We start from the raw sequence: 11,911 nt of genomic DNA, 5'->3' as shown, positions 1-11,911 counted from the left end.
ACTGAGCAGTTGCATTGCTCCCACCCACGACGGCCGCGCGATATACGGTGTCGCCGTCCTTAAACAGCGCCTCTCCCATAGCCGAAGCTTCGAAGTACGGGACACGTATACGGCAATTATCCTATCGCGAAGCACCTTCGTCGCTGAACTCCATTTCCGGGTACAAATTACCCAATGGAAGCTCAATACCTTTTGCCAAAACAGGCATGTCCGGCGCGCAGCCGGCGCAATATTCCTTGAGCCCGCTTAGGGCCCGGTGTACCGCTTTTGGATCGCATTCATCGCGAGCGATCAGATGCATCGCAGAAACGAAAATCTGAGTCTTGCGCTGTTCAAAAGACATTTCGTGGATATATGTATAGCAGGCCAGGGCCGAGGATCGATATTGACGGCTGTTGTTAGCTTTATCTGGCCACCGCACCAGTGCTACCTGATCGGTGCCAGGGTTCCAGCACAACATCACATCTTTTGCGGTAACGGTTGCCGGGTGAAATTCGGCATTCATCGAGATTTTCCTCAAACTTTGTTGAGCCCAGCGAGGGCTTTTAGCAGAGCCTGCAATTCAGGGGAAAGCTGCAGTCGCGGCCTGCGCTACAACAATTGATATAGCGAGGACACAAAACCTGATCAGCGTTTGCTTTCCCTTTCGTTTGGAACCCATTGTCCGGCTCCTATGCAGATCATCTCAGGCGTACGCGGGATCCTCAAGGACACGCTTTAGAACGGCCAGGCCCAGGCCGGTGAAGATGATTTCGAAATGATCCATATCCTTAGCCAATGACTCAGGCATTTCAGCGATTAACCCTTTCTCCCGGCAAGACTTGGCAGAGCGGAATTCACCACGCTGGCAACTAATACTGCTTGTCAGGTTTAGATCACGATCAAACGTCGCGAGGAAGGCTCGCTGCCCCGGTGATAGCTTCTTAGCGATGGAAATCGACTGGTGATTGATAAGCCACTGGCCTACATCATCCGGGAGGACTTCGGACTTGGCCCAGGCGGCAAATGAAACTCGAGTGGTGTTGCTTTCGGTCCCAGCAGGAATGCCGCCCGAACTCACATGAGGCTTATAACGGAGGCAGTCCTCATCTGCGACCGCTTCGTACAGCTTGAACTGCGGCCCCTCAGCAAGAACTTCACGCAGACCCGCTTTGCCGTCGGTGTAGAACCGCCCTACGCCAATATCAGTTTTCTTCACGATGACGCTCCCGAATGTGATCAGTACCCCGTTCGGGGCTGTGAGAGTAAGGATAACTGCACGAATGCTCGTGCCAACAGCATGTAACCAAAACAAACCGATCGCATTACCCGGCTTGTTCCGACTGGATTTCAAGCATCAGCTCAGCAGCATGTTCATCCACTGCTTTCTGATCACCAGGTATGTACCTGGCTGGCAGATCTTCAAGGGGCGCCACTACTACCTTGGGGAGCCCGAACTGGTCCGCAGTGACATCGACAACAAAGGCTTGATCGCCGGCTGTCGCCTCCACCCAATAGTGACCATGACCAACCCAGTCGATGTAGAGCCCCCCATCCGAATCACCATCCCCCCCACGCACAGCGGCCTGGAAACTCGTAAAGCGGTTGATTACCGCCGCGCACATCACCGCCGCATACAGACAGGTACCCAGCGTGCGCTGGTGGCCCAGTGATTGAGCCAGAATGCCTTCAAAGATCTCTCTCGAGCTCGCTGCCAATCTTGCCAGCTCTGGTGGTGCTAAGTGGTGAACATCCATTGATTCGTTTCCAGTCACGGAGTCTGGTGAGCATTCTAACGGTGCATGTGCACGCGACCACAGAGTTAAGCTGCCGATATACTGGGCCTAACGTACATTTCCGGCTTTCCAGGGTAGGACCGATGATCCGCATTCGAACGAAGATGGCCCCGCGGTGGATTCAACAGATCACCAGTGCTCAGTCTCAACTTACCGTGCTCTCCCCCTACATCACGAAGAACCCTACTCTAACGCTGCTCGCGAACAAGAAAGCTACGTTCTATACACGCTTCGATCTCCGCGATTTTCTCAGCGGTGCGTCAAAGCTGAATGCATTCAAACAGCTACTCAAAAAGGAGTGTAAAGTCTTCGTAGTGCCGAAGCTGCATGCAAAAGTGATCATGGATGAGGATGAGTTTGTCACCCTAGGGAGCCAAAACCTGACTCAGGGAGGGAGGTGGAACAAGGAGCTGAGTGTCTGTTTCGACGGTTCAGCTCGAGACAAAACCTGTGAGTCAGTACGAAATTTGGTGCGGGAATGGACTACTGATCCAGATCTAGTTCAGGTCGACTGGGATTGGTTCCACCAGATGGCTGAGGATGTAGAGCGCGGCAAGGAGGCATACGAGCGATTCAATGAGTCACTTCGCACCATTGAAGTTGATGCAAAACGAGCGAATGCGGAACGGTTAAATGCTCAAGAGCTTCGCCTGGAGGGTGAGAGGCGATCGAGGAAATCGGCAGCCCTTGCTGAACTCCAAGAGACAGTGAAATCCGCACATCCGTCTGGCATTAACCATCTAGGCACTGTAACCCCTACCAAAGCATCGCCATGCTTACGGTTTGAGCCCGGGGTCGACCTGCTTAGCTGGAAGAAGCGAAACAAGATCCTGCCTCCGCTGGATAAGGGCTCTCGATGCCTTTGCGTCCTCAATCAGAAGCATGTCGGCTGGGCTCGCCTGGCTGGGAGGCAGATAACTAAGATAGCTCAGAGCATGAAGATTCGCGGAATCCTGCCTGCGCCATTCAAGACCGTTCAGATTGAGCTTTCTGTGAAGCCAGAAGACCTCAGAGCAATGTCCTCGGACACGACGATGGTTGTGAAGCTCTCAGCACCCAACGGAGTAAAGCTGCTCTCAGTGGCTCTAAGCTATTCCATCAAGAAAACAGAAGTGCTTGGAACGCATCTTCCAAGGGCTAAAACAAAGGGCAAGAAGCTCAAGCCAATTGCCCAGTTGAGAACCGACCTGCAAGCTTGGATTGACTCGGATCACGATGCATTCGAAAACCTCCTATCCAAACACATTACCAGCACCACACCCTTGAAACAGCGGCTCGCCGGTGTGAATGCTGATGAGTATTTTGGAGGGTTGTATAGCAAGGTTTCGGTCACGATGATGTTCACCGCCCGAAGCAACCAACCAATCCTAGTAGCGACCTTGATCAGTGATGACTGAACGGCAAAGCTGGTCAAATCAAACTGTTCTCTACGTTTGCACAGCGCGAATTGCACTGTTTTTAGCCTAGAACCTTTTCGCCCTGGCTCTCCAGGGTTTGGCGCTCAACCCGTTGAATTTCGAGATACTGCTCGATGTCCTTTTCTCTATCAGCATCACCCATCGGGTCAATGATCACAGGTAGCCAAACCCCATCTGAGCCCTTTGTGAACATAGTAATTTTAGAAATTGATTCGTCTGATGACTGCATTCTTTAGCCTTTGACTAAGTAGGACGTGTAATTGGCCGCTGGATGTGAAAGTTCATTCAACAGTCTGATCAGGGCGGAATACACACTTATCACCATCAAAGTGAGCGATGCACTTCCCCTCAGCACTATAGTATTTCACTTTCCAGCATGGATGGCAGTTGTGAACATGCTTCCCGTACTTTAGCTGATTTGAAAATCGTACGTTGAGGTTCGCGCTGTCGTTCATTCCGACGATTGTCCCGATGTCACCATCTACCTCGACCTGCATGCTCAGCTGAACAAACTCCAAGCCACGGTGTTTGATCATGTCTGCTACAAATTTCTGAGCCTTGGTCATTTTGCGTGTATCAGCCATACGATCCTCTAACAACATTCGCTGCCCAGGATGGGCATCTTCTCAACGCAGTAATCTTCGGTCACTTAAAACCGTGCCAACAGCCCGTCGATGATTTTCCGCCAGCTACGAGTAGACGCTGTTGAACCTCTTGTTGGGTATCGAATGCAGGGTGCATGGGTTAGCCTCACTGTCGACCATGCAGATGATGAAAGCCTGGCCAAGTCCACACCCATTGAGGCTCACTAATGGCAATTACTGACCGCGACACAGTTGAGCGCACTCTTAGATCCGCCCTCCTCAACCCTGAGCAGCGATCCCGGGCACTGGCTTTTCGCCAATTGAGGCTTCGAGAAGACCTCAGCGGTGTTGGCGTCGGGTCCGAACCATTGCCTGAACTGAATCGGTACCTGGCCGGGGAGCTGACCCTCGGAGAGTTAGTGGATCTACGACTGCGCCCAGAGTTATGCGAGTGATGGTGTCACGCAGCAACAGCTCTCATGCTTACTCCATCCAAGCATCTGCGGAGAATCAAAATGTCTAGCGCACCGCTCATCCCCTTCACCCTGCTCGGCCGTGACATGCCTCAGGTAGAGTTCTATTGGTCCAACGAGATCGAGGGGCTGGTTTCATCAGGTCCGCACTATGCGTCCGACGAGAAGGACGATAGCGATCAGGTATGGGGGATTGTTCTTGTTTCCAAGTGCGACGCAGGCTTCAATGCCGGCTGGTCCAACGGTGAGATGGCGCAATCGGGATACACTGAGGAAATGTACACGGACCTTGTTGAGGCCGGCAAAGCAGCTGAAGGCCTTGCTCAAACTGAAGCCGACCGCCAGTGCGCTGAGTTCCGGTAATCTGGTTACCATTCACCCGGTTGCAAGACGGTCAACCCTGCCAATGAGAACCCAATAGAATGAAACAGCTTCTATCGTCCCCGCCTGATCTTACAGGGCTATCCCCAGCACAGCATGCACACGTCCTGAAGGTGTTTCCAGAAACCCGCACAGACATGGCCAACTATTTACGCAGCGGCGCCCAAGTCATTGTAGGCCCTCAGACTGAAGCGTCCCCGGATGTTCCACCGATCGCCATATCAGTCCTAGCAGATCCTGACTTCTGGATTGATTGTTGCGATTCCGTGGAAGAGGCACATCAGCGAATCGATTCGCTGGGTCTCGTTTTGGCGGCCCGATAGAGCGTTGAGGCTAGGCCTTCACTCCACTACCCAGCCTGCCCCCGACAAACGCGACGGCCTGCCGTTGAAGCTGGGCTACGTGCCGGTTCAATTGAGATTCAGCATTCACCATCTCCTTCCGGCCCCAGCGCGCTAAAAGCCTGTCTCTGATTTCAAGGGCCTGGCTGGAGCGGTAAATCGGTTCCACATCCACAATCGCCATCTGACCCTCAGTGCTGGCGCTCCTCGTGTTCATGACCACCTGGGTGTTGTGGGTATCAAGCACTTGGAACCCTAGTCGCTCGTAGAAGCCAACCTTTGCTACCGGGCAGGTCAGCTCGACGTGCGGGTACCGTTCGATTGCCTTCTTCATCATTGCCGAACCGATCCCGCGCCCTCGGTGCGTCTTTTGCACAGCCATGTAGGTAACACCACAAGCATCGGAATGTGTCGGTACAGGCAAGTACATCAGAAACCCCAGGACATGCCCCGGGGTTTCTTCATCGAATGCCACAAGCAACTCAACAGGAGCGATCGGCACCTGCCCAATTCGATCAATGTAGAGATTCACCTCAGCAGGGACAGCCCACTTGTAGATCTCATAGAGGTGGTTGCTAGGCGGCACCGCCAGCATGCTCAGTTCCGTCAGATTGGACACGACCATTTGCAGGACCTGATGGGTAACATCCCGGGGCGGCGGCGCGCTGTCAAAAAGTGAGATTGGCATTTGCATCCTCAATAGGTAAATGATCCTGCGGGGCTGGTACCGGCCTGTCGGTCTCGCGGCAATATAACAAGGTACCCACCCCTCGCCAAAAAGTAGGGCTACCTTTTGGCTTATGACACGCGATTCCAGACCCCGACCTTACACGAGGGCTTTGCCGATATGCACACGGCAGGGAAACCATTACAAGCCCTGCCCGGGGGAATGAATCTGCCCGGTTTATCTAGCGATTATGGGGTTCTGGCACACCGATTTCGTCCTGAATATGGCTCATCAATCAAGCGATGAGGTATGCCCCCATGGAGTTGATCTCCCTTCCTGTAATCAGCACCAGCCACCTGACTCAAGAGGTTGCAGCGACGCTCACAGCCTTGGGCAATGAGAACGCCTGGGTTCCCTGCGCAGCGTGGCCGTACGGCTTCTTCATCTCCCTGAAAAGCATCGAGGAAAAGGTTGCCGCGGGGGAGGAAATCCCTAGGTGCCTCCAGGACATCGCTGCATGGCTGAAAACGAAAGATCTCCCCTGCTCAGCTAGCGGACAAACCTGGAGCGGGACATGGGTGCAGCTTGACCAGGCTGTTGATGCGGTCGACGGACTTCCAACTTACAGCTGGTGATCACCCATCAGTAATTGCTGGCTTCCCATGCAAGCCATAGCTACCACCCAATCCGACTCAATAAGAGGTTCGTCCATGTCCGCTCAAATCCGCCACGCAATTGCATCAGCTGTTCCCAGCACTATCACGGGCATCAAGCTGTCCGTACCAGAGTTGTTCGCACAGCCGGAATTCATCAGCTGGCTCAATAACTCTCAGGCGATGACATGGCATTCCCGGCAAGGCCCGGTCAGCGAAGGCGACATTGCTGACGTTGCAATCTTCGTCGACCCATCAATGACCGGTGAGGGCTCCGATAGCGACATGCCCGGGTGGGAGCACGTCGTCGATAAGCTCAGGGTTGCAATTGGGGAAGGCCCCTTCAGCGGGAATCACTTCATCGTTATCCTGAGTAATTCCTGATCTTATCGAGCAAAGGCCGAACTGCGGATTCATGGGTCAGCAGCGCCTTAATTGAGTCCCCGCCTTGGGAGATCAAGGCCGCTGCCGGCACTTTATTTGAGGGGAACAAATGAGTGCCACCGTTGCTTCTGGCACAGCAAAAACAGACTGAAACTGGCCTCATATTAAATCAGCAAGGACAAACCTCATGATCTCCCAGACCCCAAAATTTACAGTTGAGTCGCTGGTGAAGCTGCTTTCAGACATCCGGGCGCCTCACATCGCCGGGGAGATCGCGAGCAAGCCGTTCAGTCCTGCACGCAATCAACTGTACCTGGAATACTCCTTTGAACTGCTGCGCCTTCTCCTACCTGTTGCAGCCAAGGAGAAGGCATTCGCGGATACGCCCGAAGGCAACGCTAGTGACTCTTGTGATCACCAGGTGTGCAACCGTGCAGTTCGAATGATGCTTCAAATCCTGGACAACGCTTTTTACGAGCGCTTCAAGCCTGAGCATTCCAAGATGCCTAAACAGCTGACGGTTCGAGAGTGGGGTGTTTTCATGATGCAGCTCCGCTTCCATGGCTGGCACTCCGGTGTGCCTGTGTATCCGAGCCCCGAGGCAGGAATTGAATCGGCAACGCCTCTGGACTTCATCTCCGAAGAGCAATGCGCAATGGCACGCGCAGCCAGAATGGGATCAAATCTGAATGATCGTGACGCCTTCTCTGTGGCTAGCGAAATCAGCGGGGACTACCCTCACACGTCATTGTCGGCACTGGTGCTGGTCGTGACTAAAGCACAGAGCAAGCAACGTGTGGCACACATCGCGGAAACGGCCCGTGGCCCAGCTGGAATCCATACCTACTACGCGACAATCGAACAGGCAGAACAGGGAGTTGATGCAATTGCAAAAACCCTTGGGTGGTCGTTGACCACATCGGAACGTGAAAGCGCAATCCAAGGTGTGTACTTGGCGCCGCCGCTCGTAAAAACGGCAGCCTAAAGCGTCATAATCAAGTCAACTTACCGACCTGGCCAATAGCCGGGTTGGTCCACATTCATTCCCCAAGATCGGGTATGCGAAAGTCATTAATTCCGGGCTCGGTAGCTGGTGGCACACACAAGAGCTTTTAATATACACCCATCAGCCAAGCAATCCGGAGCTACACAAATGTCCATTTCCTCAACTACCAAACTGTTCACTTCTGCTAGCTGCGTACAATCGCATATCGTCCGCTTTGCAGCCGAAGTCAAAGGTCTGGAATACATCGAGCTGGACATGGCCCAGCATGCCGATCTGGCGCTTTCAGTCGATGTCGTTGAGTCCCCGGCGCTCAGTGATCGGAACGTGACAACCGGCGAACTCGACATCATCATCGAGTACATCGACGAGCAACACCCCCAGCCCCCACTGCTCCCTGCCAACACCGCTAGTCGTGCCATCTACCGCAAGCAGGTCCGCTCCTTTCATAAGCAACTCTTCCCCCTGTTGGAAGCTGCCAAAGAAGGTGACGCTGCCGCACAGACAAGCATGCGTAAGTACCTGCAACAAATGGATAGCATGGTTCAGGGGTACGCCTACTTCGCGAGCAATGAAATCAGCGTAATGGACGTCACAATTGGTCCTTGGCTTTGGGCGGCAAAACAAGCGGGGCTTAGCCTCAAAACATTCCGTGATCTGTCCGCCTATGCAGACCGTTTGTTTGCATTGCGATCTTTCCAAGCAAGCCTCGGGCACAAATCTGAGAACGCTGCGGCTTAAGGCTTGCAGATCACGGGGCCAACCTAGGTTGGCCCAAACACCCTCGCCAAAGGCCATTGCAGATGACTGTGACTATCTCATTCACACTAACGCCCATAGAAACCCTAGACTGCTTGGCTGATGTGCGGGCGCTTAGGTGGAGTCTCGGTCAATTCGCTTCGTGTAGTTTCAGTGGTGAGGCAACGTTTGTGGAGCTATTGCTGTCCGAGGTTTGGCCGTGAAGGTTGCTAATGGGTTCCTGCTCTTCCACCACAAGAGCGAGATATACAGCAACTGGTACCTGCGCCCGTTCACGGTCAAGGGGATTATCTTCAATTGCGTCGAACAGATGCTCATGTTCGCGAAGGCCCGCCTCTTTGGAGATGAAGTCCGCGCTGCGGAAATCATGGCTACCCATGATCCCGCTGAACAGAAAGCTATTGGGCGCAAGGTCGATGGTTTCGTCGAGGCTGTTTGGGTTGAGAGGCGGGAAGCAATCCTTCTACATGCTCTGTATGCCAAGTTCACTCAGCATGAGGATCTCAAACTTGAAATGATCAACACAGGTGATCTTGAGTTTGTTGAGGCAAGCGGGAGTGATGGGGTTTATGGCGTAAAACTCTGGGAGTCCAATCCACGCATCCTGGACCGGCGCAACTGGCGCGGCTCGAACATACTTGGGCTGGCGCTCAATAGCGTCAGGTCGAAAATAGTAGCCGAGATCAACGCGGGCCACCCCCATAGGCGGTATACATAAGCGCGGCCCTCAAATTGACATAAATCCTGCCGATACTTCTTCGTCTAGAAAGTAGAGCCGAACACAGCAGTCAATCATGATCAGATCCCAAGATAGAAAATCGTTGGCCTACCGCGAAGGCCAGCGGGCCAGGGTAGATGGCCTCAGCCTTCAGGAATCGGCGCTCAAAAACCTGAAGGCAGGCACCCGGCAGCATGCTGAGTACCTGGAGGGCTTCCATTCCGTCGCAGGTCCCCCGCATATTCTGCGATCAGCGTAAATTCGAGCCTGTCATTTTGGTTTGGCGCTGAGCGATGTCTAGCCTATAAATGGCCTCACATCGTGACAGAGATTCCCCATGAGATTGCCAGGCTCAATTCTGAAACAGTCCTACACCAGGCCCACAAAAGTTCAAGCCATCAAATTGGCGCTGCCGGTATGAAGGTACTCGGCATTGAGCTAGTAGAGCCTCCACTTGAGCGAACAATCAGGGGAGCAAGGTGGTTGCTAACCACCCTCCTCGTTCTGGCAGCAATTACTGCTGTGATCGGTGGGAACATGCAGGATGTCCCTAAGGCGGGACTGCACTGGCTTCCTATGGTTGCACTTTGGACATGGGGTTGGGACCCTTTCAAACAGGGGCTTCCCGCCTGGATCCTTGGTGTATTGGCATGGATTGGCTCGACCCTTCTGACTGCGTTAGTCATTCATGTTTTTGTGGGCTAAGCCAAGGGTGACCAATTCTCAGTCGAGAGCAATTATGTCCCGTAATATCATCCAATAGGCCGGGAATGCTGGCGACACGGTTAGCTGCGGACAATAATGAGTTACCGGATCTCTTTTAGGAGTGAGCGCATGGTTGTAAGCGGATTAGTATTCGGCCTGGGCTTCTCAGCTGTTGTAGGCGCTGCAATGGTGGTTTTTGTGGTGTACGTGTTACCCCTCATGCTGAGCGATGAGCAACGCTACGGCATCGACGAGCACGGGATTGCCCAGACACCTGAGTACATGGCAAAGAAAAAGCAAATGGAGGCTTGGAACTATCAGGTGGAGAACTTTCCGCCTTACTGATGGGGCAGGTCAGACAGCAAAATTAGTTCACGTTTTGTGAAGAGATAGGAGATAACAAGGATCCTGTTGAGGCGGGCAACGAGCTTGAGAGCGTCAGCTTGGAGAGTGATGCACTCAAAGGGTTGTGGAAGTGTAGTGGGCACCCGTCTAGGTGCCCTAGCGGAAAGTCAGATGTACACCTGTTGAGCATTGCCGCGCGGCATGCGGTTGCGACCGGGCATCTGCGCCAGACGATTACCCCAGGATGCACGAGCGGTAAGTTTGGACGACGCGTGCTGTACCGATCGCTGAGGTTGAGTGACCAGCGGCTTTGGTTGTTGAGCTGGCGCGGACTGGCCCTCAGTCAGCTGTGTTGGTGCTGCCTTCTCCATCGAGCGCAGACACGTCTTGCACGAGACTTGCCCACGTTCTTGGGTGATGGCCAGGGTTGAACCGGTCCGGCCGCAGGAAGAGGTGCCAAGGTCTTGCGAGTAGTGAGTGACCACGTTTGAATCTCCAGTTGGTACAAGCGCCTTGCGTTGATTCACTGCCACCGGCGCTTTCGGATGGCAGCATTCGTTGAGGAGGCAATCCTCACATCAAAATTCGCGTGCCAGAACCTGCTGTGAAAACTTTTTCAGGCCTCCGCTTTGGCTAGCTAATGCTCAGGTGGCAGGGATAATGAATTCCCAACTGAGGAAGTGGATACTAGGCATGACACTGTTCAGCGAATACACCCAAGAGGAGCTTGAGTCGGAGTCTGAGGTTACACTGACCCTTGCAGAATTGAGGGCTCTGCAGCTTTCAAGCTCGGGGGACGTGTTCGCCCCCGCCAGCCAGCTAAGCACTAACCTTGAGAGCGCCGCGTCGAAGCTGGATATGGCTCTAGACCGGCACAGGGCTAACTTGGTGGCCGAGCGTACGTCGATTTCTAAGCGGGGCTAGTTGCCCACAAGAGTCTGGGAATTAGGACAGATCGGTTTCTTCCGTTCCACAACGATAGGGATGTTTATGGCAGTCTTTTTTGAGCGTTTAAAACGCAGCTTTAACTCAGTGCGCAGCAAGATAATCCTTCCAATCCGAGAGGACATCAGCTTCAACTTCGGATACCTGAAAAAGCATCTGGCCGACCGTGCCGGCTTCATGATCTTCTATTTCGCACTCGGGGGACTGCTCACGCTCATCACCCAGGCTGAAAGTTTGTCGGTGTTTGGGAACAAAGTTTTAGACGAGCAGATAGGCATCAGCACAATCACGCTGATGCTGGCTGGAAGCGCAATCCTGGCTTGCATCACATATTTGTTTTATAGCACTGAAGAGCCTCAAAATGGGGCTTTTCTATGGTGTCACGACGTATTGAGGCGAGTAGTCGACACTGGCGCTGACCTTTGCCTGATATTCATAAGCATCACTGCAATTCCGTTCTTATTTTCAAGTAACGATCCTAGCCTGCTCTCCATTCTATTGGGGTATGTTAGCTTGCTGTTGATTTTCGGTGTGATGACATACATCCCGACATTTGCGCTCAACACACGGAAGAGCATGCGTTCAGTTACATTTGGAATCCTTAGTACGAGTGTGATCGTTTTGGTATTAGTATTCTTGTATGCGGCAGCAAGCTACAAGTAGATCTGTTAGTGCCAACGCCCCTGGCGAAGCTTGGTGCTTCTGGCACTAGCAGGGGCATTTACGATTGCATGGTCCTCATCAAACTCCGGAGCTGACC

General features: G+C 53.2%; 15 protein-coding genes. 9 read left to right on the top strand and 6 right to left on the bottom strand.

Going from position 1 to position 11,911, the window contains the following annotated elements; genetic code table 11:
• Positions 1–121: 121 nt before the first annotated feature.
• The 3 genes from H8F22_RS31330 to H8F22_RS31320 form a co-directional block, all read right to left on the bottom strand.
• Positions 122–505: a hypothetical protein gene (locus H8F22_RS31330; protein ID WP_169904085.1), complete on the bottom strand. Its 384-nt coding sequence runs from the start codon at positions 503–505 to the stop codon at positions 122–124.
• 180 nt (positions 506–685) lie between these two features.
• Complete coding sequence (locus H8F22_RS31325) at positions 686–1,198, bottom strand: hypothetical protein (protein WP_169904086.1); 513 nt, start codon at positions 1,196–1,198, stop codon at positions 686–688.
• 106 nt (positions 1,199–1,304) lie between these two features.
• The gene (locus tag H8F22_RS31320) at positions 1,305–1,736 is read right to left on the bottom strand and encodes a hypothetical protein (RefSeq protein ID WP_169904087.1); all 432 of its coding nucleotides are present in this window, start codon (positions 1,734–1,736) and stop codon (positions 1,305–1,307) included.
• Positions 1,737–1,858: 122 nt separating this feature from the next.
• Between H8F22_RS31320 and H8F22_RS31315 the strand changes: the two genes are divergently transcribed.
• The gene (locus H8F22_RS31315; protein ID WP_169904088.1) at positions 1,859–3,172 is read left to right on the top strand and encodes a phospholipase D family protein; all 1,314 of its coding nucleotides are present in this window, start codon (positions 1,859–1,861) and stop codon (positions 3,170–3,172) included.
• A gap of 61 nt (positions 3,173–3,233) precedes the next feature.
• On the opposite strand, the gene H8F22_RS31310 is transcribed toward H8F22_RS31315, so the two are convergent.
• Entirely contained in the window at positions 3,234–3,422 is a 189-nt protein-coding gene (locus tag H8F22_RS31310) for a hypothetical protein (protein WP_169904089.1), read from the bottom strand.
• Positions 3,423–3,474: 52 nt separating this feature from the next.
• Positions 3,475–3,777, bottom strand: a complete 303-nt coding sequence (locus H8F22_RS31305; RefSeq protein ID WP_169904090.1) for a hypothetical protein — start codon at positions 3,775–3,777, stop codon at positions 3,475–3,477.
• A 515-nt stretch (positions 3,778–4,292) separates the two neighbouring features.
• On the opposite strand from H8F22_RS31305, the gene H8F22_RS31300 reads away from it, so the two are divergent.
• Entirely contained in the window at positions 4,293–4,613 is a 321-nt protein-coding gene (locus H8F22_RS31300) for a hypothetical protein (protein ID WP_169904091.1), read from the top strand.
• A 351-nt stretch (positions 4,614–4,964) separates the two neighbouring features.
• Here H8F22_RS31300 and H8F22_RS31295 read toward each other — a convergent pair whose 3' ends face one another.
• Complete coding sequence (locus H8F22_RS31295) at positions 4,965–5,660, bottom strand: GNAT family N-acetyltransferase (RefSeq protein ID WP_169904092.1); 696 nt, start codon at positions 5,658–5,660, stop codon at positions 4,965–4,967.
• 296 nt (positions 5,661–5,956) lie between these two features.
• On the opposite strand from H8F22_RS31295, the gene H8F22_RS31290 reads away from it, so the two are divergent.
• From H8F22_RS31290 to H8F22_RS31260, 7 genes are all read left to right on the top strand, one after another.
• Positions 5,957–6,274, top strand: coding sequence for a DUF5983 family protein (locus H8F22_RS31290; protein ID WP_078466007.1), 318 nt, complete (start codon positions 5,957–5,959; stop codon positions 6,272–6,274).
• A gap of 75 nt (positions 6,275–6,349) precedes the next feature.
• Positions 6,350–6,676 (top strand): hypothetical protein, encoded by a 327-nt coding sequence (locus H8F22_RS31285; protein WP_078466006.1) that lies wholly within the window; start codon positions 6,350–6,352, stop codon positions 6,674–6,676.
• A gap of 187 nt (positions 6,677–6,863) precedes the next feature.
• Complete coding sequence (locus H8F22_RS31280) at positions 6,864–7,661, top strand: hypothetical protein (RefSeq protein WP_078466005.1); 798 nt, start codon at positions 6,864–6,866, stop codon at positions 7,659–7,661.
• Between the two features lie 168 nt (positions 7,662–7,829).
• Complete coding sequence (locus H8F22_RS31275; protein WP_078466004.1) at positions 7,830–8,420, top strand: glutathione S-transferase family protein; 591 nt, start codon at positions 7,830–7,832, stop codon at positions 8,418–8,420.
• A 217-nt stretch (positions 8,421–8,637) separates the two neighbouring features.
• Complete coding sequence (locus H8F22_RS31270) at positions 8,638–9,156, top strand: NADAR family protein (protein WP_011923119.1); 519 nt, start codon at positions 8,638–8,640, stop codon at positions 9,154–9,156.
• An 834-nt stretch (positions 9,157–9,990) separates the two neighbouring features.
• Positions 9,991–10,206 carry a hypothetical protein gene (locus H8F22_RS31265; RefSeq protein ID WP_078466001.1) on the top strand — a complete coding sequence of 72 codons (216 nt, stop codon included), beginning with the start codon at positions 9,991–9,993 and terminating at the stop codon, positions 10,204–10,206.
• A 990-nt stretch (positions 10,207–11,196) separates the two neighbouring features.
• Entirely contained in the window at positions 11,197–11,814 is a 618-nt protein-coding gene (locus H8F22_RS31260) for a hypothetical protein (RefSeq protein WP_153045978.1), read from the top strand.
• Positions 11,815–11,911: the final 97 nt, after the last annotated feature.

Origin of the sequence: Pseudomonas mucoides, assembly GCF_015461845.1 — a bacterium.
GTDB lineage: Bacteria > Pseudomonadota > Gammaproteobacteria > Pseudomonadales > Pseudomonadaceae > Aquipseudomonas > Aquipseudomonas mucoides.
Note: the sequence above shows the minus strand (reverse complement) of the source record. Positions and strands in the feature narration are given on the sequence as shown.

What these genes read in the sequence shown, in the direction of transcription:
- H8F22_RS31320 (WP_169904087.1), bottom strand. Translation starts at nt 1,736, where the DNA reads ATGGATGTTCACCACTTAGCACCACCAGAGCTGGCAAGATTGGCAGCG.
- H8F22_RS31285 (WP_078466006.1), top strand. Translation starts at nt 6,350, where the DNA reads ATGTCCGCTCAAATCCGCCACGCAATTGCATCAGCTGTTCCCAGCACT.
- H8F22_RS31280 (WP_078466005.1), top strand. Translation starts at nt 6,864, where the DNA reads ATGATCTCCCAGACCCCAAAATTTACAGTTGAGTCGCTGGTGAAGCTG.
- H8F22_RS31260 (WP_153045978.1), top strand. Translation starts at nt 11,197, where the DNA reads ATGGCAGTCTTTTTTGAGCGTTTAAAACGCAGCTTTAACTCAGTGCGC.
- H8F22_RS31330 (WP_169904085.1), bottom strand. Translation starts at nt 505, where the DNA reads ATGAATGCCGAATTTCACCCGGCAACCGTTACCGCAAAAGATGTGATG.
- H8F22_RS31315 (WP_169904088.1), top strand. Translation starts at nt 1,859, where the DNA reads ATGATCCGCATTCGAACGAAGATGGCCCCGCGGTGGATTCAACAGATC.
- H8F22_RS31310 (WP_169904089.1), bottom strand. Translation starts at nt 3,422, where the DNA reads ATGCAGTCATCAGACGAATCAATTTCTAAAATTACTATGTTCACAAAG.
- H8F22_RS31265 (WP_078466001.1), top strand. Translation starts at nt 9,991, where the DNA reads ATGGTTGTAAGCGGATTAGTATTCGGCCTGGGCTTCTCAGCTGTTGTA.
- H8F22_RS31295 (WP_169904092.1), bottom strand. Translation starts at nt 5,660, where the DNA reads ATGCCAATCTCACTTTTTGACAGCGCGCCGCCGCCCCGGGATGTTACC.
- H8F22_RS31300 (WP_169904091.1), top strand. Translation starts at nt 4,293, where the DNA reads ATGTCTAGCGCACCGCTCATCCCCTTCACCCTGCTCGGCCGTGACATG.
- H8F22_RS31290 (WP_078466007.1), top strand. Translation starts at nt 5,957, where the DNA reads ATGGAGTTGATCTCCCTTCCTGTAATCAGCACCAGCCACCTGACTCAA.
- H8F22_RS31305 (WP_169904090.1), bottom strand. Translation starts at nt 3,777, where the DNA reads ATGGCTGATACACGCAAAATGACCAAGGCTCAGAAATTTGTAGCAGAC.
- H8F22_RS31275 (WP_078466004.1), top strand. Translation starts at nt 7,830, where the DNA reads ATGTCCATTTCCTCAACTACCAAACTGTTCACTTCTGCTAGCTGCGTA.